General features: G+C 66.8%; 28 protein-coding genes and 1 pseudogene. 14 read left to right on the plus strand and 15 right to left on the minus strand.

The features are described 5' to 3' along the window. Positions 1 to 2: 2 nt before the first annotated feature. Complete coding sequence (locus N4S67_RS05630) at positions 3 to 2,114, minus strand: acyl-CoA dehydrogenase (RefSeq protein ID WP_260991904.1); 2,112 nt, start codon at positions 2,112 to 2,114, stop codon at positions 3 to 5. 262 nt (positions 2,115 to 2,376) lie between these two features. On the opposite strand from N4S67_RS05630, the gene kstR reads away from it, so the two are divergent. From kstR to N4S67_RS05645, 3 genes are read left to right on the plus strand one after another with little or no spacing between them, the layout of a single operon-like run. Beyond that, complete coding sequence (kstR, locus tag N4S67_RS05635) at positions 2,377 to 2,982, plus strand: cholesterol catabolism transcriptional regulator KstR (RefSeq protein WP_260992074.1); 606 nt, start codon at positions 2,377 to 2,379, stop codon at positions 2,980 to 2,982. 3 nt (positions 2,983 to 2,985) lie between these two features. Beyond that, on the plus strand, positions 2,986 to 3,738 hold the full coding sequence (gene otsB / locus N4S67_RS05640; RefSeq protein ID WP_260991905.1) for a trehalose-phosphatase: 753 nt from the start codon (positions 2,986 to 2,988) through the stop codon (positions 3,736 to 3,738). After that, entirely contained in the window at positions 3,725 to 4,666 is a 942-nt protein-coding gene (locus N4S67_RS05645) for an aminoglycoside phosphotransferase family protein (protein ID WP_260991906.1), read from the plus strand. Before otsB ends, N4S67_RS05645 begins: the two co-directional genes overlap by 14 nt. Here the strand turns inward: N4S67_RS05645 and N4S67_RS05650 are convergent. The 4 genes from N4S67_RS05650 to N4S67_RS05665 are packed head-to-tail and all read right to left on the minus strand — an operon-like array spanning position 4,663 to position 8,462. Then, positions 4,663 to 5,763, minus strand: a complete 1,101-nt coding sequence (locus N4S67_RS05650) for a LacI family DNA-binding transcriptional regulator (RefSeq protein WP_260991907.1) — start codon at positions 5,761 to 5,763, stop codon at positions 4,663 to 4,665. The genes N4S67_RS05645 and N4S67_RS05650 overlap by 4 nt on opposite strands. A gap of 32 nt (positions 5,764 to 5,795) precedes the next feature. After that, a complete protein-coding gene (locus N4S67_RS05655; protein ID WP_260991908.1) occupies positions 5,796 to 6,662 on the minus strand; it encodes a metal ABC transporter permease in 867 nt (288 codons plus the stop codon). Further along, on the minus strand, positions 6,659 to 7,441 hold the full coding sequence (locus tag N4S67_RS05660) for a metal ABC transporter ATP-binding protein (protein ID WP_260991909.1): 783 nt from the start codon (positions 7,439 to 7,441) through the stop codon (positions 6,659 to 6,661). The genes N4S67_RS05655 and N4S67_RS05660 overlap by 4 nt, the downstream gene beginning before the upstream one ends. Beyond that, positions 7,428 to 8,462, minus strand: a complete 1,035-nt coding sequence (locus N4S67_RS05665) for a metal ABC transporter solute-binding protein, Zn/Mn family (RefSeq protein ID WP_390893228.1) — start codon at positions 8,460 to 8,462, stop codon at positions 7,428 to 7,430. Before N4S67_RS05665 ends, N4S67_RS05660 begins: the two co-directional genes overlap by 14 nt. A gap of 51 nt (positions 8,463 to 8,513) precedes the next feature. Between N4S67_RS05665 and N4S67_RS28020 the strand changes: the two are divergent. Then, positions 8,514 to 8,767 (plus strand): annotated as a pseudogene (locus tag N4S67_RS28020) (GTP-binding protein); the annotation flags it as partial. After that, a complete protein-coding gene (locus tag N4S67_RS28025) occupies positions 8,734 to 8,997 on the plus strand; it encodes a GTP-binding protein (RefSeq protein ID WP_260991910.1) in 264 nt (87 codons plus the stop codon). The pseudogene N4S67_RS28020 and the gene N4S67_RS28025, both read left to right, overlap by 34 nt. Positions 8,998 to 9,058: 61 nt before the next feature. Here N4S67_RS28025 and aztD read toward each other — a convergent pair whose 3' ends face one another. The 3 genes from aztD to aztB are packed head-to-tail and all read right to left on the minus strand — an operon-like array spanning position 9,059 to position 13,179. Further along, complete coding sequence (gene aztD / locus N4S67_RS05680) at positions 9,059 to 10,234, minus strand: zinc metallochaperone AztD (protein ID WP_260991911.1); 1,176 nt, start codon at positions 10,232 to 10,234, stop codon at positions 9,059 to 9,061. Between the two features lie 30 nt (positions 10,235 to 10,264). Continuing rightward, positions 10,265 to 11,185 carry a zinc ABC transporter substrate-binding protein AztC gene (gene aztC / locus N4S67_RS05685; protein ID WP_260991912.1) on the minus strand — a complete coding sequence of 307 codons (921 nt, stop codon included), beginning with the start codon at positions 11,183 to 11,185 and terminating at the stop codon, positions 10,265 to 10,267. Next, on the minus strand, positions 11,182 to 13,179 hold the full coding sequence (gene aztB, locus N4S67_RS05690) for a zinc ABC transporter permease AztB (RefSeq protein ID WP_260991913.1): 1,998 nt from the start codon (positions 13,177 to 13,179) through the stop codon (positions 11,182 to 11,184). The genes aztC and aztB overlap by 4 nt, the downstream gene beginning before the upstream one ends. 51 nt (positions 13,180 to 13,230) lie before the next feature. On the opposite strand from aztB, the gene aztA reads away from it, so the two are divergent. The 3 genes from aztA to N4S67_RS05705 are packed head-to-tail and all read left to right on the plus strand — an operon-like array spanning position 13,231 to position 15,356. Next, complete coding sequence (gene aztA / locus N4S67_RS05695) at positions 13,231 to 13,923, plus strand: zinc ABC transporter ATP-binding protein AztA (protein ID WP_260991914.1); 693 nt, start codon at positions 13,231 to 13,233, stop codon at positions 13,921 to 13,923. A gap of 5 nt (positions 13,924 to 13,928) precedes the next feature. Then, a complete protein-coding gene (gene bluB / locus N4S67_RS05700) occupies positions 13,929 to 14,588 on the plus strand; it encodes a 5,6-dimethylbenzimidazole synthase (protein WP_260991915.1) in 660 nt (219 codons plus the stop codon). Positions 14,589 to 14,597: 9 nt separating this feature from the next. Further along, positions 14,598 to 15,356, plus strand: a complete 759-nt coding sequence (locus tag N4S67_RS05705; RefSeq protein ID WP_260991916.1) for a LamB/YcsF family protein — start codon at positions 14,598 to 14,600, stop codon at positions 15,354 to 15,356. Here the strand turns inward: N4S67_RS05705 and N4S67_RS05710 are convergent. Both N4S67_RS05710 and N4S67_RS05715 read right to left on the minus strand, forming a co-directional pair. Beyond that, positions 15,321 to 17,477 (minus strand): heavy metal translocating P-type ATPase, encoded by a 2,157-nt coding sequence (locus N4S67_RS05710; protein ID WP_260991917.1) that lies wholly within the window; start codon positions 17,475 to 17,477, stop codon positions 15,321 to 15,323. The genes N4S67_RS05705 and N4S67_RS05710 overlap by 36 nt on opposite strands. Before the next feature lie 43 nt (positions 17,478 to 17,520). Continuing rightward, positions 17,521 to 17,805, minus strand: coding sequence for a DUF1490 family protein (locus tag N4S67_RS05715; protein ID WP_260991918.1), 285 nt, complete (start codon positions 17,803 to 17,805; stop codon positions 17,521 to 17,523). A gap of 82 nt (positions 17,806 to 17,887) precedes the next feature. Here N4S67_RS05715 and N4S67_RS05720 point away from each other — a divergent pair, with 82 nt between their 5' ends. Together N4S67_RS05720 and N4S67_RS05725 are read left to right on the plus strand one after the other, a co-directional pair. After that, positions 17,888 to 18,835 (plus strand): permease, encoded by a 948-nt coding sequence (locus N4S67_RS05720; RefSeq protein WP_260992076.1) that lies wholly within the window; start codon positions 17,888 to 17,890, stop codon positions 18,833 to 18,835. Next, positions 18,832 to 19,548 (plus strand): TIGR03943 family putative permease subunit, encoded by a 717-nt coding sequence (locus N4S67_RS05725; RefSeq protein WP_260991919.1) that lies wholly within the window; start codon positions 18,832 to 18,834, stop codon positions 19,546 to 19,548. The genes N4S67_RS05720 and N4S67_RS05725 overlap by 4 nt, the downstream gene beginning before the upstream one ends. A 3-nt stretch (positions 19,549 to 19,551) precedes the next feature. Here the strand turns inward: N4S67_RS05725 and N4S67_RS05730 are convergent, their stop codons facing one another. The 5 genes from N4S67_RS05730 to rpmB all read right to left on the minus strand — a co-directional run bounded on the left by N4S67_RS05730 (position 19,552) and on the right by rpmB (position 21,266). Continuing rightward, a complete protein-coding gene (locus N4S67_RS05730) occupies positions 19,552 to 20,220 on the minus strand; it encodes a (2Fe-2S)-binding protein (RefSeq protein WP_260992077.1) in 669 nt (222 codons plus the stop codon). 86 nt (positions 20,221 to 20,306) lie between these two features. Beyond that, positions 20,307 to 20,561 (minus strand): 30S ribosomal protein S18, encoded by a 255-nt coding sequence (rpsR, locus tag N4S67_RS05735; RefSeq protein ID WP_260991920.1) that lies wholly within the window; start codon positions 20,559 to 20,561, stop codon positions 20,307 to 20,309. Positions 20,562 to 20,566: 5 nt separating this feature from the next. Beyond that, entirely contained in the window at positions 20,567 to 20,866 is a 300-nt protein-coding gene (gene rpsN, locus N4S67_RS05740; RefSeq protein ID WP_260991921.1) for a 30S ribosomal protein S14, read from the minus strand. After that, positions 20,866 to 21,030, minus strand: a complete 165-nt coding sequence (gene rpmG, locus N4S67_RS05745) for a 50S ribosomal protein L33 (RefSeq protein WP_260991922.1) — start codon at positions 21,028 to 21,030, stop codon at positions 20,866 to 20,868. Before rpmG ends, rpsN begins: the two co-directional genes overlap by 1 nt. Beyond that, positions 21,030 to 21,266, minus strand: a complete 237-nt coding sequence (gene rpmB, locus N4S67_RS05750; RefSeq protein ID WP_260991923.1) for a 50S ribosomal protein L28 — start codon at positions 21,264 to 21,266, stop codon at positions 21,030 to 21,032. Before rpmB ends, rpmG begins: the two co-directional genes overlap by 1 nt. A 62-nt stretch (positions 21,267 to 21,328) precedes the next feature. On the opposite strand from rpmB, the gene mrf reads away from it, so the two are divergent. Genes mrf through N4S67_RS05770 form a run of 4 tightly spaced genes read left to right on the plus strand, consistent with a single transcriptional unit; the run spans position 21,329 to position 24,915 of the window. Then, a complete protein-coding gene (gene mrf / locus N4S67_RS05755; protein ID WP_260991924.1) occupies positions 21,329 to 22,510 on the plus strand; it encodes a ribosome hibernation factor-recruiting GTPase MRF in 1,182 nt (393 codons plus the stop codon). After that, a complete protein-coding gene (locus N4S67_RS05760) occupies positions 22,507 to 22,755 on the plus strand; it encodes a type B 50S ribosomal protein L31 (protein WP_260991925.1) in 249 nt (82 codons plus the stop codon). The genes mrf and N4S67_RS05760 overlap by 4 nt, the downstream gene beginning before the upstream one ends. A 10-nt stretch (positions 22,756 to 22,765) precedes the next feature. Beyond that, the gene (locus N4S67_RS05765) at positions 22,766 to 23,686 is read left to right on the plus strand and encodes an MBL fold metallo-hydrolase (RefSeq protein ID WP_260991926.1); all 921 of its coding nucleotides are present in this window, start codon (positions 22,766 to 22,768) and stop codon (positions 23,684 to 23,686) included. Further along, on the plus strand, positions 23,677 to 24,915 hold the full coding sequence (locus N4S67_RS05770) for an SLC13 family permease (protein ID WP_260991927.1): 1,239 nt from the start codon (positions 23,677 to 23,679) through the stop codon (positions 24,913 to 24,915). Before N4S67_RS05765 ends, N4S67_RS05770 begins: the two co-directional genes overlap by 10 nt. Positions 24,916 to 24,949: the final 34 nt, after the last annotated feature.

The raw sequence follows: 24,949 nt of genomic DNA on the forward strand, positions 1-24,949 counted from the left end.
CGCTAACGCGGTAGGCCAAGCAGGCGCTCGCCGGCCATGGTGAGCAGAATCTGCTCGGTGCCGCCAGCGATGGTCAGGCAGCGGGTATTGAGGAAGTCGAAGACCGCTTGGTTCTCGGCGACGCCGTGGCCTTCCGATAGCTCCATGCGCAGTTCGGACAGGGCCTGGCGGTAGCGCACCCCGATGAGTTTGCGAGCGCTGGCTTGCGGTCCCGGATCCTGGCCTCCCACGGCCAGTTCCGCGATCTTCTGGTCCAGCAGGGACCCGACCTGAGCTGACACGATCAACGCGCCGAGCTGATCCTGGCCAGCTGCATCGAGGTCGAGCTCGGCCACCGTGCGCAGCAACTCCTCCATCGGGTTGCCCAGCGCAGTACCTGCCGCCATCGCGACGCGCTCGTTGGCCAGCGTGGTCCTGGCCAACCGCCACCCGTCGTTGACCTGGCCGACGACCATCTCGTCGGGCACGAAGACCTCGTCGAAGAACACCTCGTTGAACAAGTTGTCGCCGGTGATCTCACGCAGCGGGCGGATTTCGAGGCCCGGCGACTTCATGTCGACGAGGAAGTAGGTGATGCCCTTGTGCTTCGGCGCTTCGGCGTCGGTGCGCGCAAGGCACACCCCCCAATGTGCCTTGTGCGCCGCCGACGTCCAGACCTTCTGGCCGGTGAGCTTCCAACCACCCTCGGTACGAACGGCTTTCGTGCGCAGCGCGGCCAGATCGGACCCTGCGCCAGGCTCGGAGAACAGCTGACACCAGATCAATTCGCCTCGCAGGGTCGGAGAGACGAACTGCTCGATCTGCTGCTGGCTGCCGTGTTCGAGGATCGTGGGGACGGCCCACCACCCGATCACCAGATCCGGACGCGTCACTCCGGCCTTGGCCATCTCCTGATCGATGAGCAACTGTTCGGCGGGGCCTGCTTTGCGTCCGAACGGCGGCGGCCAGTGCGGTGCCAGCAGTCGGGTCTCGGCCAGCGCCGCCTGTTGCTTCTCGGCGGGCACCGAAGCGACTTCGGCGACGGCGGAGGCGATCTCGGGTTGCAGATGCGCGACCGACTCGAGGTCGATGTGCAGTTCGCGCCGCACGCCCTGCTGGGTCAACGTCGCGACACGGCGCAGCCAGCGCGGCGCCCCGCCGAGGAAGTGGGCGATGCCGTACGCGCGGCGCAGATACAGGTGGGCGTCATGCTCCCAGGTGATGCCGATACCCCCGAGCACCTGGATGCAGTCCTTTGCGTTCTTCTTCGCCGCGTCGATTCCGATCGCGGCGGCCACCGCCGCCGCGATGGACAGTTGCCGCTCGTCGTCACTGGTGACGGCCCTTGCCGCATCGGTGGCTGCGACCGCAGCCTGTTCGGAACGCAAGAGCATCTCGGCGCACATGTGCTTGATGGCCTGGAAACTGCCGATCGGCTTGCCGAACTGCTCGCGAACCTTGGCGTATTCGGTAGCCGTGCGCAGCGTCCAGCGCGCCAGCCCGGCGGCCTCGGCCGCCAGCACCGTGGCGGCCAGGTCCGCGAGGCGTTGCGTGGAGGCCGGCAGCGTCTCGGCGAATACCTCGTCCAAAACGATTCGCGCCAGCGGTCGGGAGAAGTCCGTCGCCTTGTGCGCCTCGATCGCGACGCCGTCGGCGCCCGCGTCGATCAGCACGACGGCATCAGAGGCGGGCAGCACGAGCACACCAGCCGCGTCGGCGCCCAGCACATAGTCCGCGGTGCCCGACACCTTGCCGTCCGACAATCGCAAGTCAGCCGTCAACGCGACCCCGGCGGTGCGTTCTCCGGACGCCAGCGCTTCCAGCAATTCCGTGTGGGACGTCGGGATGAGCAGGGTCGCCAGTGCCGTGGTGGCCACCGGCCCGGGAACCAGAGCCGCGGCGGCCTCGTCGACCATCGCGCACAGATCCTCGGCCGTGCCGTCGGCCCCGCCGGCCTGTTCGGGAAGCGCGACACCGAATAGCCCTAGTTGCGCGAGACCCTCGTAAGGACCGCGCCAGGCGTCCGCCTTACCGTGTTCTATGTCACGTGTCGCTTCGACCGCCGCAGAGCCGACGGCCCAGCTACGCACCAGTTCGCGAGCCGCAAACTGCTCGTCTGTGATCGTCGCGGTCACCGTGACTCCTAGTCTTTGAGGCGAGAAGCCCTGCTTCTCACTAGAACGTGTTCTAATATTGCCAGTGTTCGACCGTCAAGTCGAACGCCGTCTGAGCAGGACACATCGGTGCCCTTCCGGCACGGGTTGTGAAAACGAGGATCGTCATGCGTATCGTTTTCGAACGAGATCGCACGATGAAGGAGACGCCGGCCGCATGTCGTCACCAGCAAGCACCAACCCGCCCTCGGGTTCGCAGACGCGCCCGCGTCAGGTGATGAACGTGGCCGTCCTGGCCGAGTCCGAACTAGGGTCCGAAGCACAGCGCGAACGCCGCAAGCGGATTCTCGACGCCACCCTGGCCATCGCGTCCAAGGGCGGCTACGAGGCGGTGCAGATGCGCGCCGTCGCCGAACGCGCTGACGTCGCGGTCGGCACGCTGTACCGCTACTTCCCGTCCAAGGTGCACCTGCTGGTGTCCGCGCTGGGCCGCGAGTTCGAGCGCATCGACGCCAAGACCGACCGCGCGGCGCTATCCGGTGGCACCCCGTATCAGCGGCTGAACATCATGGTCGGAAAGCTGAACCGAGCCATGCAGCGCAATCCTCTGCTGACCGAGGCGATGACGCGGGCGTTCGTGTTCGCCGACGCCTCAGCCGCCGGCGAGGTCGACCACGTCGGCAAGCTGATGGACTCGATGTTCGCCCGCGCCATGAGCGACGGCGAACCGACCGAGGACCAGTACCACATCGCGCGCGTCATCTCCGACGTGTGGCTGTCGAACCTGCTGGCGTGGCTGACCCGCCGCGCCTCGGCGACCGACGTGAGCAAGCGCCTCGACCTGGCCGTACGGCTGCTGATCGGCGACGGGGAGCACCCTAAGATCTAGCGGGTGAGCGATCTGCCGGCCGACCTGCTGCGCGCACTGACCTCGGCAGCCGAAACGCCGCGGCTCCTGGTCACCTCCGACTTCGATGGCACGTTGGCGCCGATCGTGAACAATCCGGCCGACGCCCGTCCCCTTTCGAATGCGTCGGAAGCCCTTGTGGCGTTGGCTGATTTGGACGCCACGTCGGTGGCCCTGATCTCCGGCCGCGCACTGGCCGTGCTGCGTGAACTATCGGGTGCGCCGGCGACGGTGCAACTGGTCGGCAGCCACGGCGCCGAGTTCGACAACGGGTTCGCGCATCCGGTGGACGAAGCGCTGCTGGCTCGGATCACCGCCGAACTGCGCGACATCGCCGCCACGCGGCCGGGCGTCACCGTGGAGACCAAGCCCGCCAGCGTCGCCCTGCACGTGCGCAACGCCAGCCCTGCAGACGGTGAAGCCGCGCTACAGCAGGCGCGGGCGGCCTCGCGGTCGTGGGACGCCCACCCCACCGAGGGCAAAGCGGTAGTGGAGTTCGCGGTGGTCACCACGGACAAGGGCGAGGCCGTCGACATCCTGCGCGAGCAGTGCGCCGCGACGGCCGTGGTGTTTTTCGGCGATGACGTCACCGACGAGAAGGCCTTTCGCCGCATGCGCGGGTCCGACGTCGGCGTGAAGGTCGGGCCGGGTGACACGCTGGCGGCCTATCGGATCGGCTCCCCCGAAGATGTCGCCGCCGCACTGGAATTCCTGCTCGAGGCCCGTGCTCACCGCTGACGAGCTGGCCGAGCGGACCACTAGGGCGGTCGCATCGGCGGCCGCTGCGGGCCGCGACCTCGGACTCGAAGTGAGTCGGCCGCGGGTGCTCTACGACGTCTTCAGCGTCATCGTGCATCTCGAACCCTCACCCGTGGTGGTGCGGGTGCCGACCGTTCTGCCGCCGTCCTACTCGGTTGCGCCAGAAGCACAGACAGCGCAACAACGTTCGGAACTGGCCGTGGCGGGCTGGCTGGCCGATCGCGGCCACCCGGTGGTGCCGCCCAGCCCGCTGGTACCCCGCGAACCCGTACGGCGCGAGGGGTTTTCGATGACGTTCTGGGAGCTGGTCGACGAGGTTGCCGACGACGCACCGGACATGCTGCGCCGCATCGGGCAGATCGCGCAGTTGCACGCCGCGCTGCGTGACTACGAGGGCGACGGGCTGGGATTCTGGACCCCCTTCGGTACCTACATTCCCGAAGGCCTCGCCGAGCTGGCGCACATGCCCGAGCTGCTCGACCCCGCCGATCTTCGACGAGCGCAACGGGAATGGGCCGTTCTCTCGCCGGTGCTGACATCGCGCGCGGTCTTCCAGTCAACGTTCCCCGGCGCCGGAATCCAGGCTATTCACGGTGATGCGCCGTACGCCAACATGATTCGCACGCCTGACGGCGAGCTGTGGTCGGACTTCGAACTCGTCACGCTGGGGGCCGTCGAGTCCGACCTCGCGATGGTGGGACCAGAGGGGGTGGCAGCCTACAACGTGGCCGCGTCGAGGTTGGGCCTGCGGCCGGTCGACGAGCGGGTGCTGCGCGTCACCGAAGCAGCGGGTCGGCTCGCCATGGTGGCGGCTCTGGCGATGGCGCCGAACCTGCCGTTGCTGGTGGACGGGCTGAGACCGATGGTCGAGCAATGGCGGGCGACGCCCGAGGTGACCGAGGTCTAGGCCGGCGGGCCTGATGTCCTGCCGCGGATCAGTTCGGTGTCGAGGGCCTCGACCACCGGCAGCCCGGAGCGCGGCGGATGATGCAGCAGGTGGCCCGCGCGTCTGCCCTTCTCGATGCTCGGCTGACGCACCGTCGTCAGGCCCCTCGCCAGCGCGTCCGGCACTCCGTCGAAGCCCGTCACGGTCATCTGGCCGGGCACGTAGATACCGCGCCCCCGCAGGTGGTCCATCGCCGACAGGGCGAGTACGTCGGCGGTGCACATCAATGCTGTCGCTCGGGGATTGGCCTCGAGCGCCACGTCCGCGGCCGCCCCACCTGAGGTGGGCAGGTGCTCGTAGCTCTCCACCACGGTCAGCGAGTTCGGATCAAGGCCGGCGGCGGCCATCGCGTCGGTGACGCCGTGGATGCGCTCGCGCTGGACATGGAAATGCGGAGTCCTCAGTCGCTGGGGATCGGCAACGGCCGGGCTCGGCCCGCCGTGCGGCCAGTCTCGTCCCAGCCGCATGGTCAGCAATGCGATCTGGGTATGGCCTAGGGCCACAACGTGTTCGGCGACCTTGCGCATCGCCGCACGGTCGTCGATGCCGACCCGGGACACGCCGGGTACATCCTGGGGCTGGTCGACCACCACCACCGGCAGTTGCCGCTGCTGCACGATCGACAGGTACGGATCGTCGTCGGACGCGGAGTACACCACGAAACCGTCGACGCCGGCGGCGAGCACCGCAGCCGAACCCTCGCTGACGGTGCGGTTCGGTCCGACCGCGACCAAAAGCAGGCCCTGGCCGGCTTCTTCGCACGACTCCGCCAGTCCGGCAACGAAATCCAACGCCGCGGGGTCGGAGAACGAGTAGTTCAGCGGCTCGGTGATCATCAAGCCCACCGCTCCGGCCTTGCGGGTACGCAGTGAGCGCGCGACCGGGTCAGGGCCGGGGTAGCCCAGCCGCTTGGCGGTGGCGAGCACCCGTTCGCGGAGGTCGGCCGACAGCTGGTCGGGCCGGTTGTAGGCGTTGGAGATCGTGGTGCGCGAAACCTTGAGCTCGGCGGCGAGGGAGGCAAGGGTCGCACGCCGCCTGGGCGTGGTACTCCTCGACATGCCTGGTCACGTTAGCCCATACCAAGGCAGTTCTAGGTCACCAGCACGCGATCGGCATTTGGACGCAGCCCGCGTTCGACGGCCCACACCACGCCCCACACCCCACACGCGATGGTCACGATCACGAAGCTGGGCGGAGCGTTGAACATCGCCGAGAAGCCAAGTCCCAGCCACACCGCGGCCAGGCTGATCACGGTTGAGGTCGCGATCGCCGCGCCCGGCCTCGGCGTCAGCATGATGGCCGCGGCAGCGGGCGTGACGATCAACGCGAAAAGCAGCAGGGTGCCGACGGCCTGTACCGCCATCGTCACGGCCAACCCGAGCAGTGCCATGAACACCATCGACAGCGCCCGAACCGGCACTCCTTTGGCGACGGCGACCTGGGCGTTGACCGAGGTGAATAGCAGCGGGCGGTAGATGAAACCGATGCTGAGGGCCAGCACGACAAGCAGGACGGCGAACGAGACGATCTGCTGCTGCGAGATTGCGAGCAGGTTGCCGAACAAGACGTTGGTCATGGTGCTCGAACTTCGGGTGGCCATCGAGTTGAAGAACAGGCCCAGGCCGGTCGCCATTGCAAGTACAGTGCCCGTGGCCACCTCGCGGTCGGCGGCGCGGCGCCCCAGCGCACCGATCACCAGGGCACCACCGATGCAGAACACGCCGAGCCCGAACGCGACCGGCAGTCCGATGAGTACGGCACCCGTCGCTCCTGGAAGTCCGATGTGCGCCAATGCGTGCGCGGCGAATGCGGTGTTGCGCACAACGACGAAATACCCGACGAGGCCGGCGGCCAGCGCGACGATGGTGCCGCCGACGAGCGCGTTGCGCATGAACGGCGAGGTCATGATCTGCAACCAGTTGTCCTGGTAGCTGAGCGCCACCAGGTCGGTGGTCACGGCGTCCTCCTCGTGTACAGCTCGCCCTGCGGGGTGTGCACCACCTCCACACGCGTGCCGTACAGGTGGCTCAACAGTGTCTCGTCCACGACGCCGTCGAGTGTGTCGAAGTGGGCGTGCCCGTCGAGCAAATAGATGGCGCTCGTCAGCACCCCCAACAGCGGGTTGAGGTCGTGGGCGACGACGAGCACCGTCACTCCGAGTTCTTTGTTGATGCGGTCGAGAACGGCGACGATCTCGCGCTGGCTGCGCAGGTCCAACGATGCGAGCGGTTCGTCGAGGATCAACATCCTGGGTTGGGACACCAGCGCCTCGGCCAGCGCGACGCGCTGGCGCTGACCACCGGAGAGCTGGGACAGACGCTTGTCGGCCACGGCGGTCGCGTCCACGGCCGCCAACATCTGGTCCACCCGTTCGGTGTCGGAGCGGGAGGAGCGGCCGAATCCCCATCTGTGCCCGGTCAGCCCGAGCATCACGGCGTCACGGGCGCGCACGGCGTCCCCCGCGGTCGCAGCATAGTTCTGCGGAACGTAACCGATCCCCTGGTTGAGTTCGCCCGGCGGCTGACCGAACACCCGCACGCGACCGCAGCCCGGCGGAATGAGGCCCAGCACGATCTGCAGCAGCGTGGTCTTGCCGGCCCCGTTGGAGCCGATGACAGCGACGATGCCGCCCGCGGGCACCTCGAAGGTCGCCTCGGACCAGATCAGGCGCCCGCCGCGAGCGGCACTGACGTCCTCGAACGTCAGCGCCGCGACATCGGAGTCAGGTTGTGACACCAAGGGCCTCGGCCAACGCTTTCAGCTGGCTCACCTGCCAGCTCTCGAAGGACGTCGCGTCCGAGGGCACCGTCTCGGTCACCTCGACGACCGGTACACCGGCCTGCTCGGCCGCACCGCGAAGCTGTTGCGGCACAGAGCCTTCTGTCTGGACGTTGTAAATCAGGGCGTCGACGCCGCCGTCGCCGAGCAGGCGCAGGAACGCGTCGAGGTCGGCGGGCGACGGATCTGACTCATTGGCTGCCGCGGCCTGATAGCCCTGCGGCGTGCGGTTCGTCAGGCCGAGGGCGCTCGCCATATCGTCGAAGACGGTCTCCGTCGCGGCGTAGGTCTTGCCCGTCGCGCTGGCCTTGATGGAAGCGATGGCTTGATCGTACGGCTTCATCGTCTCGGCGAAGGCCGCGCGACGCTCGTCGAAGTACTCCGCAGCATCCGGCGCCAGCTTGCCGAGCTCGGCTGTGACCGCATCGGCCACACCGGTCACGGCCGCAGGGTTGTACCAGACGTGCGGATTCGGCTCACCCTCGTGGCCTTCGTCGCCATGATCGTGACCGTGCCCCTCCTCATGCTCTTCGTGAGGCGCCTCGGCGCCACTGGCCTCGAGCGCGTCGACGACCGGGGCATTCGACGCCGACGTGGCGGCGAGCTTGGCCGCCCACTCGTCATAGTGGCCGCCGTTGATGACCACCAGTTGCGCGCCACCGAATTTGGCCGCATCCGACGGTGCGGGCTCGTAGTCATGAGGATCAACTGCCGAACTGGCCAGCACCGTGGTGACGCGCGCACAGTCGCCGCCGAGTTCGGAGACGATGTCGCCCCACTGGTCGACGCTGACAACGACGTTGACTGGCTCGACGACACATTGAGCGGCTGCGGCTGTCGAGGGTGGGGTCGCCGACTCGTCGCCTCCCCCGCATGCCGCGAGTCCGAACGGTGCGGCTAACACAAGGCTGGCGAGCGAGGCGCGGACGGCGGCGGTCTTAGCGGTGGTCACGGCGACAACGATAACCGTTTTCACCATGTCCGCGCACGTGGGGGTGTGCTGCATAATGACGATCATTATCATTAAGGGATGTCAACCGCCAAACAAGACCTCCTGCCCGTCACCGTGCTGTCCGGGTCCTCGGCGCAGGCAAGACCACGCTGCTCAACCACATCCTGGCCAACCGCGAAGGCAAGCGCGTGGCGGTGATCGTCAACGACATGAGCGAAGTGAACATCGACGCTGCGCTGGTGACTGGCCATGGGCACCTGGACCGCACCGAGGAGAGGCTGGTCGAGCTGACCAACGGGTGCATCTGCTGCACTCTGCGCGAGGACCTGATCAGGCCGGCCCGAACCTCGTCATCGAGCTGGCCCAGTACTGGTCGACGACAGAACTGAAGCCGAGCCAGGAGATCGTGTTCATCGGGATTCGCATCGACCGGGCCAAGTTGACCCAGCTGCTCGACTCTGCGCTGTTGACCGATGCCGAGATGGCCCAAGGTGAGCGAGCATGGCTGGCCTACCCCGATCCGCTGCCGGCTTGGGGAGTAACCCACAGCCACACGCACTGAACCTTCTATAGCAACCGGCGCCGACCCCTGTGGGTCGGCGCCGGTTGTCTTGTGTGAACGATCAGTGCTCGTGGCCGAGTGCGCCGCTGATCTCATTTGGAGTCTGCTCGAGCGTGACCGACTTGGTCACCTCACCGGCCTCGGTGTCGACGAGATGCAGTTCCCTGCTCGCTGGCTCCGTCACGAAGATGTCATGGCCACGGGCGAACACCGCCGGTCGCGGTTGCTGCCAGTCCTCGGGCTCGGTCCAGTTGGCAGTCACCGCAATCGTCTTCATCGTCGCGCCGGTGTTCGGATCGATGACATACAGATTGCCGTCGGTGCCCAGGATCAGTGCTTCGGCATGCGGGCCCCGAGCAAGAGACCGCCACGAATAGCTCACCGAGGCGGGTAACCGCACGACCTTGAGTTGATTGGCATCCGCGTCGATCAACGCGAACTGCTCGGTGCGCTCCAACTCCGCTTCTGGATCGACCTTGAAGTCGCCCAACCCGACCGCCGAGTCGGCATGCGACTTGATGGTGCCGACGCGACCGTACTCACCGGGGCTGGCGATCTTGGTGAACCGACCGTCGGCGAACGCCAGTACGCCGTTCTCGCAACCGAACATCGCGGTCTCCTCAGCGACCACCGCTTCACCGTGAATGCCCGGGCACTCCGCGCTGCGTGCGATCTCTTTGCCACTGGCGTCGAGCGCCACCGCCCCACTTCGGGTGTCCTCGTTGCCGTCACTGCGTAGTTGTGTTCCGTCGCTGAGCACGACGGCGACACCATGGTGTGGTTGTGGCGCCTTCATTGTCTTGACTTTCGGTGAGCCATCCGTCAACTGGTGCGGATCGAACACGGTGATCTCTCCGCTGCCATCTGCGAATAGCACGGTGTTTTCGCCATGCGGCACAACGTGTCCCGGGTCATTCGCGGCGAACGTCGTGTCCGTCATCTGGCCGTTGGCGGCGTCGAGAACCTGGAAGCCTTCGCTGGTCGAGACCAGGACATGCTCGGTGTCACCCGCGGGATTCACTCTCAGGAAGCCATCCATCGGAATGTCGGCTTTGACCTCGAGGCTCTCGCCGTCGATGACGAGGAGGCCGCCGTCGTAAGTCGCGACCACCGGCGCGGCGACGTCCACTTTCGGCGGTGCACTGTCGGTCGCAGGCTTGTCCTCAGCGCCACAGGCGGCCATTGTCAGCGCGGCGGCAAGTGCTGAGGTTGCCACCATGGTTCGTTTCGAGTTCATGGATCTCCTAATCGGTTGTCTGACAGGGGTTCAGCGGGACGTGAGTCCAGACACGATGGCCTCGGTGTTGGTGCGCATCATGTCGAGGTAAGTGGCGCCGGAGGTACCCGGTTCGCTGAGCGACTCGCTGTACAGCGATACGACGTCGACGTCCACCCCGGCCTCTTCGGCGAGCACACGCGCCAACCGGTCCGGGTGCGACGAGTCGACGAACACGGCGGGTACACCGGCGCTCCGCACGGCCCCCGCGAGCGATTCCAGGTCTGATGAGCTGGGTGAAGCCAGCGTGGTACCGCTCGGCACGATTGCCCCGATGATCGTGAAACCGAAGCGCTGTGCCATATATCCGAGCACATGGTGATTGGTCACCAGCTTGCGGCGCTCGGCGGGGATCTTGCCGAACTGCTCAGTCATCGAATCCGACAGTCTCCGCAGTTCATTGCGGTAGTTGTCGGCATACGTGCTTACTTCCTCGACGTCGATGTCCGGGACGCGCTCTCGAAGCGCGTCGACGATGGCGTCGGTCCCGGCGAGCATGCGCTGCGGGTCGGTCCAGAAGTGCGGATCGGGGCGTCCCACGCTGTCACCCGACGAGTACCGGATCGGCTCGACATGGTCACCCACCGCAAGCGTCGGCACGCCATCTTCAGCGGCTGAATCGACGTGTCGCTGCAACGACTCCTCCAAACCGAGTCCGTTGTAGACCACGAGGTCGGCGGTCGTCATAGCGGCAGCCTCCTGCGCCGAGATACCGAACGAGTGCGGGTCGGCGTTCGGCTTCATCAGTACGCGCACCTCAGCGGTGTCGCCGACGATGTTGCGCACGACGTCACCAAGGATGTTGGTAGTGACGACGATCCGGGGCTCGGACGACGGGGCGTTGCCACCTCCGGTACATGCGCTCAGGAGTGCGACCAGAGCGACCAGGACACCGCGCAAGACCTGCTTCATCTGCCCGCCTTCACCATCAGGCCGGGCTCGACGTCGGTCTCCAGGATTCGCGCAATTCTCATTCGGTCGCCGTAGTCGATTTCGTAGATCTGGTTAGCTGCCGCGTTGTTCACGTAGGCGCGTTCGCTGTCCACTTCGATCACCGGTGGTGGCCCTTCTGCCGGCAAGCCGTCCGAAAAGACCCTCACACTAGATGTTTCGGCACCCGACGTGGTGTCAACGGCGTGCAGTACACCGTCGCGGGTCAACACCAGCACCTCACCGTCGTCGCCTGTGCTGACTGCGACGGCGCCGCGCGCCGGCACCGTGGACCATGTTCGTCGTCCGCTGTCCAGCACCCAGATGTCGTCACCGGCAAGCGCCGCCAGCACGTCGTGCCGGGCGCGGTTCTGCAGCGGGCCGAGCGCCACCGCGGGTCCGCCGGCGGGGAACGGAACCGGGGTGACAGTAGGCTCTTGACCACTCACCGCGACGCGCAGCGCGCCGTTCGCACATCCGAATATCACGGAGCGGCTCAACACGATCGGTGCCGTGGCCCTCGGGCAATTTCCCGGCAAGGGCCGCACCCCACCGGCATCGTCGACCAATTCCAACTTGCCGGTTTCAGTGACTATGAGAACGCCGTCTCGACGCGGGGCCGCCTGCGCGGCGTCGCGGCGGGCACCGAGATCAGCGGTGGCGGGATCGGTTTCGTGCTCTGCCAACCGGTCCCGGTTGAGCAGCCGCACCCCGCCTTCGCCCGTCCGTACCACCGCGACCTTTTGGTCGGCGGTGACGGTCGCGGCTGCCACGCCCACAGTTCCGGCGAGGGCCGGATCCGTCACGTAGTAATGGTTGTGGTCGCCATGATCGAACGTCCACGACCCGGCATCGACGATCGTCAGCTCGTCATGCCCGTGCAGATAACCGAATCTGCCGTCACCGCTGAGCTTTTCCACCGATCCGAACCGGCCGACGGTGGTCTCCGCCTCATCGAGGACGTCGAAGACGGAAGTATCACCCGTAGCCGGGTTGACCAGCACCAATCTGGTCACCGGCTCCGCCGACTCCTGAGCTCCGGCTGGCGGCGCCTCGTGGTCATCGACAGCAGGCGCCGTGGTCGCCGCCGTCTCCTCGCCGCCGCCGCCACAACCGGCGACGAATACCGCCGCCATGAGCAGTGCGCCGGCTTTGGCGACATGGCGACGTAACGCCGCAGCGCCAAACGAGATGAAGAAGATCCCCACCGCGGTGGCGGCGATCGTCGCCCCCCCGGCGGTTCCGGCGTACCAAGAGACGACCAACCCGAGGCCTACCGCCGCGACGCCGATCACCGCGGCGACGGCCATGATTCGCGGGATCGCGTTAGCCCAGATAGCGGCCGCCGCCGGCGGCGCTATCAAGAGGCCGAACACCAGTAGCGTCCCGACGACGCGGAACGACGCGACGATCGCCACCGCAACGAGCACGGTCAGCACCGCCGCGGCCAACGTCGGACGCAGCCCCAAGGTGGTGGCCTTACGGGTGTCGAAGGTGGCCGCGACAAAGGCCCGCCGCCCGACAATCGCGACTGCCGTGGTCAGCAGCAACGCCACCGTGAGGAAGGCGATGTCACTCGTTCGAACTGCGAGCACGTCACCGAAGAGGAACCCGGTCAGGTCGACCGCGTAGCTCTGCGAGTGCGAAACGATGATCACACCGGTAGCGAGCATGCCGACCAACAGCAGGCCGATGCTGGTATCAGCGGACAGCCGGGATGCCCCGCTGACGGTGGAGACGCCGTACGCCATCGCGAGGGCGGCGATCATCGCGCCGACGAAGATGTTGCCCCCGAGCAGAGATGCCACTGCGACGCCGGGCAGCACCCCGTGAGACATTGCATCGCCGAGGAACGCCGAGCCGCGCAGAACCACCCAGGTGCCGACGATCGCGCACAGGAACGCCACGATCGCACCGGCGATCAACGCTCGCTGCACGACGTCAGAGTGGAACGGGTCCAACAGCCAGCGGAGCACCCGTAAACTCTTATCATTAACGATAATCATTTTCAATTGACAGGGTGTCCGATGGCTGACGGCATACGGCTTGAACGAGTGAGCTTCGGCTACAACGGGACCCAGGTCTTCGACGAGTTGACGTTGCAGGTCCCGGGAAGCATGGGGACAGCTGTCATCGGCGCGAACGGGTCAGGCAAGTCGACTCTGCTCGGGTTGATCGCCGGCACACTCCGGCCCCAGTCGGGGTCGATTGACGTGCGCAATCCAGAGGGGATCGCACTGGCGGTCCAGCACAACCAGGTCAGCGAGACGTTCCCCATCACGGTCGCCGAGGCCGTCGCGATGGGTAGGTGGCGCAGCCTGGGCCTATGGAGGCGGGCGTCGAATGCAGACCGTGCCATCGTCGACTACTGGATCGCCGCTTTCGATCTCGACGATCTTCGCCGACGGCGGCTCGGGAGCCTGTCCGGTGGGCAACGGCAACGCACTCTCCTGGCACAGACCTTCGCCCAGGAGTCACCGATCGTGTTGCTCGACGAGCCGACGGTCGGTCTCGACGCAGAGTCGAGAGAACGCCTACGGTTTCACGTCGATCGACTCGCCAGGGCAGGCACGACCGTGGTGGCTGCGACCCATGATGTCGAACTGGCGGGGCGCTTCGACCTGTGTGTGTTGCTCGGCGGCGGGCGTGTGCTGGCTACCGGGACACCGTCCGACGTACTTACCGAATCGAACCTGGCCGCGGCACTGACCCTAGGCTGACGGAAATGAGCGAGCATACGTTCAGTCCGGCAGAGCGACGAGCGATCTATCGGGTCATCGCCGAACGCCGGGATATGCGGCGCTTCGTCCGTGGCGCAGCCGTTCCAGAGGACGTGCTGGTCCGCCTGCTCCAAGCGGCGCACGCTGCGCCGAGCGTGGGGCTGATGCAGCCGTGGAGATTCATCCGGATCACAGATCAGGAGTTGCGGCGCAGCATTCATGCTTTGGTCGACGAGGAACGAGCGCTCACGGCCAGCGCGCTGGGCGCACGCGCCGAAGAGTTCCTGGCGTTGAAAGTCGAGGGGATTCTCGAATGCGCCGAACTGTTCGTTGTCGCACTCGGCGACGGTAGGCAGGCGCACGTCTTCGGTCGACGCACGCTGCCGCAGATGGACCTCGCGTCCGTGTCGTGCGCGATCCAGAACATGTGGTTGGCGTCGCGTGCGGAAGGACTCGGAATGGGATGGGTGTCGTTGTTCGATCCAAGCCGGCTCGGCGACCTGCTCGGTCTACCCGACGACGCCGACGCGGTCGCGATCCTGTGTCTAGGACCGGTACCGGAATTCCCCGACCGCCCCCAGCTGGAGATTGACGAATGGACCGTCGCGAGGCCGCTCGACCAATTCATCGCCGAGAACAGATGGACGGCTTCGGAACCGGCCTAGGCTGGAGTCATGCCTGCTGTTGATCTCAATGCCGACCTCGGCGAGAGCTTCGGGGTGTGGCGGTTAGGCGACGACGACGCCATGCTCGACGTCGTCACCAGCGCCAACGTGGCCTGCGGGTTCCATGCAGGCGACGCGGCAACCCTGGCCCGGACGTGCCGCGCGGCGGCCGGACGCGACGTTCGCATCGGCGCCCAGGTGAGCTACCGCGATCTCGCCGGTTTCGGCCGCCGCTTCATCGATTCCACACCCGAGGATCTGACCGCCGACGTCATCTACCAGATCGGCGCGCTGCAAGCACTCGCACACGCAGCGGGCTCGACCGTCAGCTACGTCAAACCCCATGGCGCGCTGTACAACACGGTCGTCACCCATAGTGAGCAGGCACGCGCTGTTGCCGAGGCGGTGCGTGCCGTCGACTCAGATCTGCCGGTACTCGGGCTCGCCGGGTCGGCGTTCTTCCGAGAGGCCGAGGAGCTCGGTTTGCGCACCGTGCCTGAGGCGTTCGCCGACCGGTCTTACCGTCCGGATGGGCAATTGGTATCGCGCCGTGAACGCAATGCGGTGCTTCATGACACTGCACAGATCGCCGAACGCGTGTCATCGATGGTCGGTTCCGGCCGGGTCGACGCCGTCGACGGGTCCACGATCCCGATCACCGTCGAATCGATCTGCGTACACGGGGATTCACCGGGGGCGGTGCAGATCGCGACCGCGGTACGCGAACGGCTGCTAGCCGACGGCGCCGAGATCAGGCCGTTCGTCTGATCGCTCGGAATCGTCGCTGCGGTCCACCAATTGATAACGGATCAGTCGTGAGCTGTTCGTCACGACCGCGACCGATGAAGCATTGTGCAGGATCGCCGCGAGCACCGGGGACAGACCGCCGCCGGCGCCCAGCAGAAGACCGAATGTGTTGACCGCGATGGACATACCGTAGTTCTGCCGGATGACTTCGACGGCGCGGCCACCGAGCATCCGAACGTCGAGCAGCCGCCGTAGGTCGTCACTTGCCAGGGCGACGTCTGCCGTTTCAACGGCCACGTCCGTGCCACCGAGTCCCATGGCGATACCGATATCGGCCGCGGCGAGCGCCGGCGCGTCATTGACACCGTCTCCCACGACGGCGACGACGTAGCCCTCGTCGCGTAGCGCGTGCACCACCTCGAGTTTGTCCTCGGGAAGCGTCTCGGCCCGCCACTCATCGATACCGAGTTCATCGGCTACGGCTCGGGCCGTGGCCGGGTGGTCACCTGTCAACATCACGATCCGCCGAATTCCGTTCGCGCGCAGATCTGCCAACACCGACTTGGCTTCCGGCCGCAGCTCGTCGCGCAGGCTGATCAGACCGACCAGCGCGCCGTCGACGGCCAGCAGCAACGGAGTCTCGGCCTGTCGCTGCAGTCTGGTCACCCAGTCCACCGCCTTGGCTGTCACCTCGACGTCCTCGCGCGCCAGCAGTGACGGGCTACCCAGGAGCAGCGTTCGGCCGTCGGCGATGGTCCGCATGCCCAGACCGACGAGAACCTCACACTCTTCGTGCGGCGGAATCGCGATGTGCCGCTCCTCGGTCGAACGAATCACTGCTTCGGCCAGCGGGTGCCGGGAGTGAATCTCAGAACTGGCCGCATACGCCAGAACCTGTTCTGGCTCCCAATCATCGTGCAAGGCAACAATATTGGTGACAACCGGCTTGCCGAGGGTGAGAGTGCCCGTCTTGTCGAACACCACTGCATCGACTCGGCCCGCCTCCTCGAGGTGAGCTCCGCCCTTGATCAGAATGCCCCGGCGGGCGCCGTTGCCGATGGCGGCGCTGATCGCGGTGGGGGTAGCGAGGCCGACCGCGCACGGGCAGGCGACAAGAAGCATCGTCATCGCGCGGCGCACATCGCCGGTGAGTACCAGCGTCACAGCGGACATCAAAAACGAAGCGGGCACGAAGCGTCTTGAGAAGTTCTCTCCGACGGTCTGGATAGGCGCCCGGTGCTGCTGGGCCTCCTCGACGCGGGTGACAATCCGGCCGATAGTGGTCTCCCGGCCAACGGCTCTGGCGTGTACGACGAGGCGTCCACGTAGGACAACAGAACCGGCGTGCACCCGCGCGCCGGACGTCACGCTGACAGGCAGTGTCTCACCGGTGATAGCCGACTGATCGACGATGGCTTCGCCGTCCACCACTTCCCCGTCGACCAGGACGGCCACCTGCTCGTGCACCACCACGTGGTCGCCGATCTGCACCGAGTCGGCCGCCACCTGGACCTCCGTGCCGTCTGCGAGCCGAACCCACGCGGTGTCCTGATTACCCTGCAGGAGGTTCGCGATCGCCCGCCGGGTGCGACGTAGTGTCAGGTCTTGAAGGTACTCGCCGATGTTGAGCAACCAGAGCACCGTCAGCGCTACCACGTTCTCCCGCAGTACCAGGCTCGCGATGGTGGCCGCCGAAACCAAGAGATCGGTGCCGGCCGACTTTCCGCCGCGCAGCGATCGTAATGCGCCGCGAAGGAACGGATAACCGGTGATGATCGTCGCCCCGGTCGCGAATGTCCTGCTGGTCGGCCCAAGCAGCGGTGGCCTCCCGAGGCCGTAACGTCGAATCCCGAGCAGTGTGAGCGCGATCCCGCCGATCGTCATCCGGAGCACATCCGCGTTACGAATGTCGGCCGACCGCGGCGTGCGGGCCGGAACCAGGGCCGCCGGCACCTCACGCGCCGCGGTGATCGCCTCCAGGACAGCCACGGACTCACATCGGCGCGGCGAGTACCACACCACGACCGATCCGGTTCGAGGGAAGGCGTGCACGGCGCGCACGCCCGCGACCTTGTCGACTGACTCCTCGACGGCGACGGCTGTCCGCGAGTCGGACCGCAGCCAGGGCACAATGACTCGCATCCGTCCCGCAGCGTCGGAGACGACGGTCAACGGCTCCAAGAGGTCAGTGCTCGTGAGCGTGATCAGATTCGCCGACGGCCGGTGGCGGCACCTCTTCGCCCATACGCTCGCGCGCCTCGGCCATCACGTCCGCGATGTTCAACCGGGCGGTCTCAGCGGTCTCCTCCGCCTTACGGGTGCCGCGCAACGTCCATTCGGCCGCCGTCACGCTCACCTCGCGGACCGGCACCTTCGCAAGACCCTTGCGAAGTAAGTCGTAAGCGGCGACTCCGACCGCGCCGGTGACCACCGTTGTCGCTGCCTTTGCCACGAGCGCTTGTATCGCCATGGGTTCACCTTATCGCGGATGATGCTGGCAAGATGGCCGCGTGACCACCAGTCTGCTGGACCTGCGCCGGCGGATCGGTTCCATGCAGATTCTGGTGCTGGGCATCGTGGCGCTGGCGGTGTTCGGTGGGGCGCTGCGCGGTTTCGTCGTCGGCACACCGGATCTCGCCACCGCAGCCACAGTGTTCTGTGGGATCTTCGTACAGGCCATCCCGTTCCTGGCGCTGGGCGTGGTGATCAGCGGACTGGTTGCCGCGTTCGTCTCACCGGACCGGCTGGCGCGGTGGTTGCCCCGCCGGCCCGCCGCGGCGATCCTCACCGCGGGTGTCGGCGGCGCAGCGTTGCCCGGATGCGAGTGCGGCTCGGTTCCCGTGGCGCGTCGGCTGTTCGGCGAGGGAGCGGTCGGGGCCGCCGCGCTGACGTTCATGTTGGCGGCGCCGGCCATCAACCCCGTGGTGCTGGTGGCCACCGCTGTCGCGTTCCCCGGCCAGCCGCAAATGGTGGCCGCCCGGTGCATTGCGTCGCTGCTGACGGCCTTGGCCATGGGTGCGTTGTGGTCGCGGTTCGGCCGCGGCGAGTGGATCACCCGCCGGTTACCGGCAATCCGCCAGGGCGAGGGATCGAGGTGGGCAGTCTTCACCGAGGCGGCCCGCCACGACTTCCTGCAGGCTGCCTCGTTTCTCGTGATAGGGGCGGCAGCGGCGGCGGTTCTGCAAGTCGTCGTTCCGCCGTGGCTCTTCGAGCATCTTGCCGGCCAGTTGATCCTCGGCATCCTGACGATGGCGTTGCTGGCCGTGGTGCTGTCGTTGTGTTCGGAGGCCGACGCGTTCGTGGCTGCCAGCCTGACGATGCTTCCCTTGCTGCCGCGGCTGGTCTTTCTCGTCGTGGGCCCGGCGGTTGACCTCAAATTGTTCGCGATGCAGACCGGGATGTTCGGCCGGGCATTCGCAGTGCGATTCGCCCCCGCGACACTTGTTGTCGCGACACTGGCCGCCACGGGCGTCGGGCTGTTGATGTTGGGCGCGCAATGAGTCGGGAAACGGAGAACGCCGTCCTGTTGCTGATCGGCGTCAGTATCGCGTTGATCACGGTGACCGGCACGTACACCCGATACGTCAAACCGTCACTGCTGCCGTGGCTGGTTGCGTCGGCGGCATTGCTCATCGTGCTCGCGCTGATCTCGATCGTGCGCGACGTCAGGAGCCGGCAGGCCGACGACGAACACGATCACGGCCACACTCACCGGCCCGGCATCGTGTGGCTGCTTGTCGTGCCGATTGCGTTGCTTGGCATCGTCATTCCGCCTGCCATCTCACCGCAGGCCGCGGCGCCGTCAGTCACCGAGGTGTCCACCGAGGTGCTGCGGCGGCCCTTCCCACCACTGCCCGACGAGCGTGCGCCGGTGCTGTCGTTGCCCGAGGTATTGGTGCGCGTTGCGCAGGATTCGGCCAACACCCTCGACGGTAGGCTGCTCACCGTCAGCGGCTTCACCCTCAAGGTGGACGGGCGCACCGACCTGGCGCGGGTGGTGATCTTCTGTTGCGCGGCCGACGCTCGGCTTGCCCAGATCCGATTGAGCGGGCCTGCCGCACAACAGATTGCGGCGTATCCCGAGGACACCTGGCTCAGGGTAGAGGGGAGAATCCCGCCGGGACAGAGTGATTCGAGCCGACGATCGATTCCGACGATGGAAGTCCTCAGCCAGGCACGCATCGATCCGCCCGCTAACCCGTATGCGTACTGACCTTCAGCTCACGGCGGTCGACGAGATGAGTCCGCAGTCTGCGCATTTCGATCCGCCGGGTACGCGGTAATACAGACAGCAACTCCGGCGGCGGAACGCCAAGTTGTACCTGATTGTTCCGGTGCCCGACAGCTTTGCGGTCGTCAGCAGGGAACGCGCCAGCCGGGTGGCCGGGTCGCGCAGTTGCGGCCGCGCCCAGTAGAGCGCCCGCGTCGCCGCGACCAAGGCGGACGCGACATTGCCGTCGAGCAGGCCGGGCGCCACCTTTACCCGCAGACCGGCTGCGAACACGTCGAGGTGCTCCTGCACGACTGTGCGGTACAACTGGCCCGCCACGTCACTTTCAACAGGCACGCCGACGGGCTCGGGCAACCGCAGCGCTGCGGTGTCCGCGGCGCGCTGGAGTCCGGTCAGATCGGGAACGACACCGTGAGTCAACACGCAGGCCAGAACCGGTGACCACAACCTGGTGGCGTGGCTGAACTGCACCAGCGAGGCAGCGATACGGAGGTCAACGGTGTCGTGACGCTTGGCCGTGGCATCGATCAGGTCGGCGTACCCGTCGGCGTAGCAGCTCTCGACAGGACGCCATCCCTGCGGGTCGCCGGCCACAGTGATCGCGAAAAAGCCGCGGCAGGCGGCGATCTCGGCCAACTCCGCAGCGATGCACATTCCCACGCGGGCCATCCTCTCTGGGGATCCGCCCGAGAGTTGCGAGCAGCCGTCGCCTGTCGGAGCCGATACTGCCACATGAGGTGCTAGCGCCCGTCGCCGAAGGGCAGCAGGGCCATCTCGCGGGCGTTCTTGATCGCGATCGCGACCTGTCGCTGCTGCTGCGGCGTCAGCCCGGTCACCCGGCGGGACCGTATCTTGCCACGCTCGGAGATGAACGTCCGCAACAGGTGAACGTCTTTGTAGTCGATCGCACTGACGCCGGCGGCTTTGAGCGGGTTCCGTTTCTGCCGCTTGGGTTCCGGCGCAGGCGGCCTTCGCGCCCGTTTCTTCTTGGCCATCCGGCTCACCAACTCGACTTCGAAACGCCTGGCAGTTCGCCGCGGTGCGCCAGTTCGCGCATCCGCACTCGGGACAGCCCGAATTTGCGAAGGTGTCCGCGCGGCCTGCCGTCGACCGCGTCGCGATTGCGCAACCTCACAGGACTGGCGTCGCGCGGAAGCCGTTGCAGCGCAGCCATGGCCGCGACTCGTTCCTCCGGCGTGCCGCGCCGGATCGTGTCCTTCAACTCGGCGCGCCGCTCGGCATACCGTTCGACGGTCCGCCGGCGCTGGTCGTTCTTCGCGATCTTGGATTTCTTGGCCATCAGCGCTCCTCACGGAAGTCGACGTGGCGGCGAATCACCGGGTCGTACTTGCGCAACACCAAGCGGTCGGGATCGTTGCGCCGGTTCTTACGGGTGACGTACGGGTAGCCGGTTCCTGCCGTGGATCGCAGTTTGACGACAGGCCTGATGTCGGTGCGCGCCATCAGATCTTCTGCCCTTGCCTGCGCAGCCGCGCCACGACAACCTCGATCCCGTCACGGTCGATGACCTTGATTCCCTTGGTGCTCACTCGGAGCTTGACCCGGCGCCCCTCCGACGGCAGGTAATACGTCTTGACCTGGATGTTGGGATTCCAGCGGCGACGACTACGCCTGTGCGAATGCGACACGGAGTTGCCGAAGCTCGGGGCTCGGCCGGTGACTTGGCAGTGCGCGGACATGTTCCTCCTTCACCCCGTACGCTAACGTTAATGAAAACCATTTTCAACACGGAGGAGGATTCGTGCGCACTCCAGTGGTACTGATCTGCGGCCAGGGCGACACGAACGGCGTCGCCGAGGTGTTGGCTCGCGCCAGTGGCACGGTGGTGGTTCGACACGAGTACGACGGCCAGGTTGTGGTGCGCAGCGTGACGACGGCCGAGGGCACGACGGCGTGGCCGCTGGAATTGGTCAAAGGATGCGTCACGTGCACCGTGCGCGCGGACCTGCTGGTCCTGCTGCGTCGGCTGAACCGACGTGACGATGTGAATCGCATTGCCGTGCAATTGATGCCGTGGCTCGAGCCCGAACCGGTCTGCTGGGCCGTCGAGAACGTCCGGGTCAGGGTCGGCCCGGGGTACACCGACGGCCCGGCGGCGCTCGACGTTCGCATCGAGGCGGTGGTGACGTGTGTGGATTCGAGCGTCTGGCTGAGTCAGGCCGTCGGCGACGACGACTTGAACGACGGCCGCACAGTGGCGCAGGTGGTGGTCGGACAGGCCGAGTTCGCCGATGCGCTGGTGCTCACCGAACCGCACGCCGAGACGCTGGCTGTGCTGCGTCGGTTGGCGCCGCGAGCCCGGCTCACGGTCGGCGCCGTTCGCGCCGAGACGGCGCTGGCCAACCTCGAACCGGACAGCCGCCGTGGCCGCAGCGACAATCCGCACGATCCGCTGCTTGCGGGACAGCCGTCGCTCGCGTCCGACGGCGACGTCGGGCTTCTGCTGTTCTCCGCACGCCGGCCCTTCCATCCCCAACGGCTGCACGCCGCGTTGGACGTGCTGCTCGACGGCGTGGTCCGCGCCCGCGGCAGACTCTGGCTGGCCAACCGATTCGACGACGTCATGTGGCTCGAATCTGCGGGTAGGGGAATGCATTTCGAGTATGCCGGGCGATGGTTGGCGGCGATGAGTACCAGTGAACAGGCCTACGCCGACCCGCAGCGCGCCGCGCTGGCCGCCGCCGACTGGCATGACCGGCTCGGCGACCGGCACGTGTCGATCGCGGTGCTGGTGTGCGGCGCGAAGCCCGATGACGTCGTCGCCGCGCTTCGCGGCGCGCTGCTCACCAGCCAGGAGTGGGCCAGGCCCGAGGAATGGTCCACCTACCCCGATCCGTTCGGCGACTGGCACGACGAACCATGTGACGAAAAGTCCGAGTACGCAAGCGATGCGGCGAGAAGACACGATGGAGAGGACCGATGAAGCCAGGCATTCACCCCGAGTACCGACCGGTGGTGTTCAAGGACGCCACCACTGGCGACGCGTTCCTGACGCGGTCGACGGCCACGACTGAACGCACGATCGAGTGGGAGGACGGGCAGACCTATCCACTCGTCGTCGTCGACATCAGCTCAGCATCACACCCGTTCTGGACGGGATCGCGTCGACACATCGACACCGCGGGGCAGGTCGAGAAGTTCAGGCGCCGTTATGGAGGCCGCGCATAAGGTTGGCGCTATGCGCCTCAAGCTCGGCCGGCCGGATCTCGCCGACTACCAAGGCTATTTCGACGTGCCGGCGGCTGCGGCAGACGCCCCCGTGACGGTGACGTGGGCCGGGGTGACGACACTGCTGATCGACGACGGCGCATCGGCCCTGATGACCGACGGCTTCTTCTCGCGGCCCAGCCTCGCCGAGGTCGGGCTGCGGCGAATCGCGCCATCGGCCCCGCGCATCGACGGCTGCCTGACGCGGCTCGGCGTCGATCGATTGGAAGCGGTGCTGCCCGTCCACACCCACTTCGACCACGCCATGGACTCCGCGTTCGTCGCCGAGCGCACGCACGCCAAGGTTGTCGGCGGCACGTCGGCCGCCAACGTCGGACGGGGCGGTGGAATACCCGAGGAGCGTCTTATCGTCGCCACGCCCGGCACGGCGGTGTCGCTCGGCGCCTACGACGTCACCCTCGTCGAGGGCGATCACTGCCCGCCCGACAGGTTTCCCGGAGTCATCACCGAGCCCGTCGTTCCCCCGGTCAAGATGTCGGCATTCAAGTGCGGCGAATCGTGGTCGACGCTCATTCATCATCGGCCGTCGGATCGACGACTGCTCATCGTGGGCAGCGCCGGCTTCGTGCCCGGCGCACTGGCCGGGCTGCGCGCCGAGGTGGTGTACCTCGGCGTCGGCCAACTCGGCCTGCAGCCCAAGCAGTACCTGGTCGACTACTGGGCCGAAACCGTGCGCGCCGTCGGTGCGCGCCGGGTGGTGCTGATCCACTGGGACGATTTATTCCGCCCGCTGCACCGGCCGTTGCGGGCGCTGCCGTACGCCGGTGACGACCTCGACGTCTCGATACGGGTGCTGTCGCGGCTGGCCGCCGACGATGGTGTGCCGCTTGCGCTGCCCACGCTCTGGCAACGCGCCGATCCGTGGACCTGACGCTGGCGCTGACGGCGCTGGCAGTTGTGCTGGTGTTCGCGGTGGTGCGCCCGCACAAGTGGCCCGAAGCCGTCGTGGCGGTGCCCGCGGCCGCGATCCTGATCGCCGCGGGTGCCGTCTCGCTGCCCGAGGCCGCCGCGGAGGTCGGACGGCTGCTGCCGGTGGTCGGGTTCCTTGCCGCCGTCCTGGTGCTGGCCCGGGTGAGCGACGACGAAGGCGTGTTCAAAGCCGCGGGCGCGCTGATGGCCAAGAGTGCTGCGAACAGCCAGAACAGATTCTTGGCAACAGTTTTCGCGATCGCGGCTGCGACAACCGCGATCCTCAGCCTCGATGCGACGGTGGTGCTGCTGACGCCGGTGGTGCTCGCGACCGCGCGTGTGCTGACAGTCCCGCCGAGACCCCACGCCTACGCCACCGCGCATCTCGCCAATAGCGCGTCACTGCTCTTGCCGGTGTCCAACCTGACCAACCTGCTGGCCTTCGCCGCGGCGGGGGTGTCGTTCCTGCACTTCACCGCGCTCATGGCGGTGCCGTGGCTGGCCGCGATCGCCGTCGAATTCCTCCTCTTGCGTTGGCTTTTCAGGCGAGAGCTCGCCATCACACCTCAACCGCAGACGCGGGAGGCGATCGACGTGCCGGTGTTCGCCGTCGTGGTGCTCGGCCTGACACTGGCCGGATTCGTGGTCACCTCGACTGTCGGCCTCTCACCCGCGTGGGCGGCGCTCGCGGGAGTGACGGTGCTGGCCGCGCATGGCCTGGTCCGGCGTCGCAGCACGGTGTCCCGCCTGGTGGGCGCCGCTGATGTTCCGTTCCTGATATTCGTGCTGTGTCTGGGCGTGGTGGTCGACGCGGTGATGGTCAACGGGCTCGACGGCGCGCTGCGCGGTCTGCTTCCGGCCGGGGACACCCTGGCCGCATTGCTCGCCGTCGCCGCGATCGCCGCTGCGTTGTCCAACCTGGTGAACAACCTGCCGGCGGTGTTGTTGCTGCTGCCTCTGGTGTCGGCTTCCGGACCTGCGGTCGTGTTGGCCGTGCTGATCGGTGTCAACATCGGCCCCAACCTGACCTACGTCGGGTCATTGGCGAACCTATTGTGGCGCGGCGTCGTCCGCCGCGACATCGCGGCCGGCCCCTGGGAGTTCACCCGAATCGGGCTGTGCACCGTGCCGGTCACGCTCGTGGCTTCGGTCATCGGGCTGTGGTTGGCACTGCGGTTGTTCGGCGTGTAGTGCCGGTGACCGTGACGCAAACGCCGGTAGGACA

It is taken from the genome of Mycobacterium deserti (genome assembly GCF_025345615.1).
GTDB lineage: Bacteria > Actinomycetota > Actinomycetes > Mycobacteriales > Mycobacteriaceae > Mycobacterium > Mycobacterium deserti.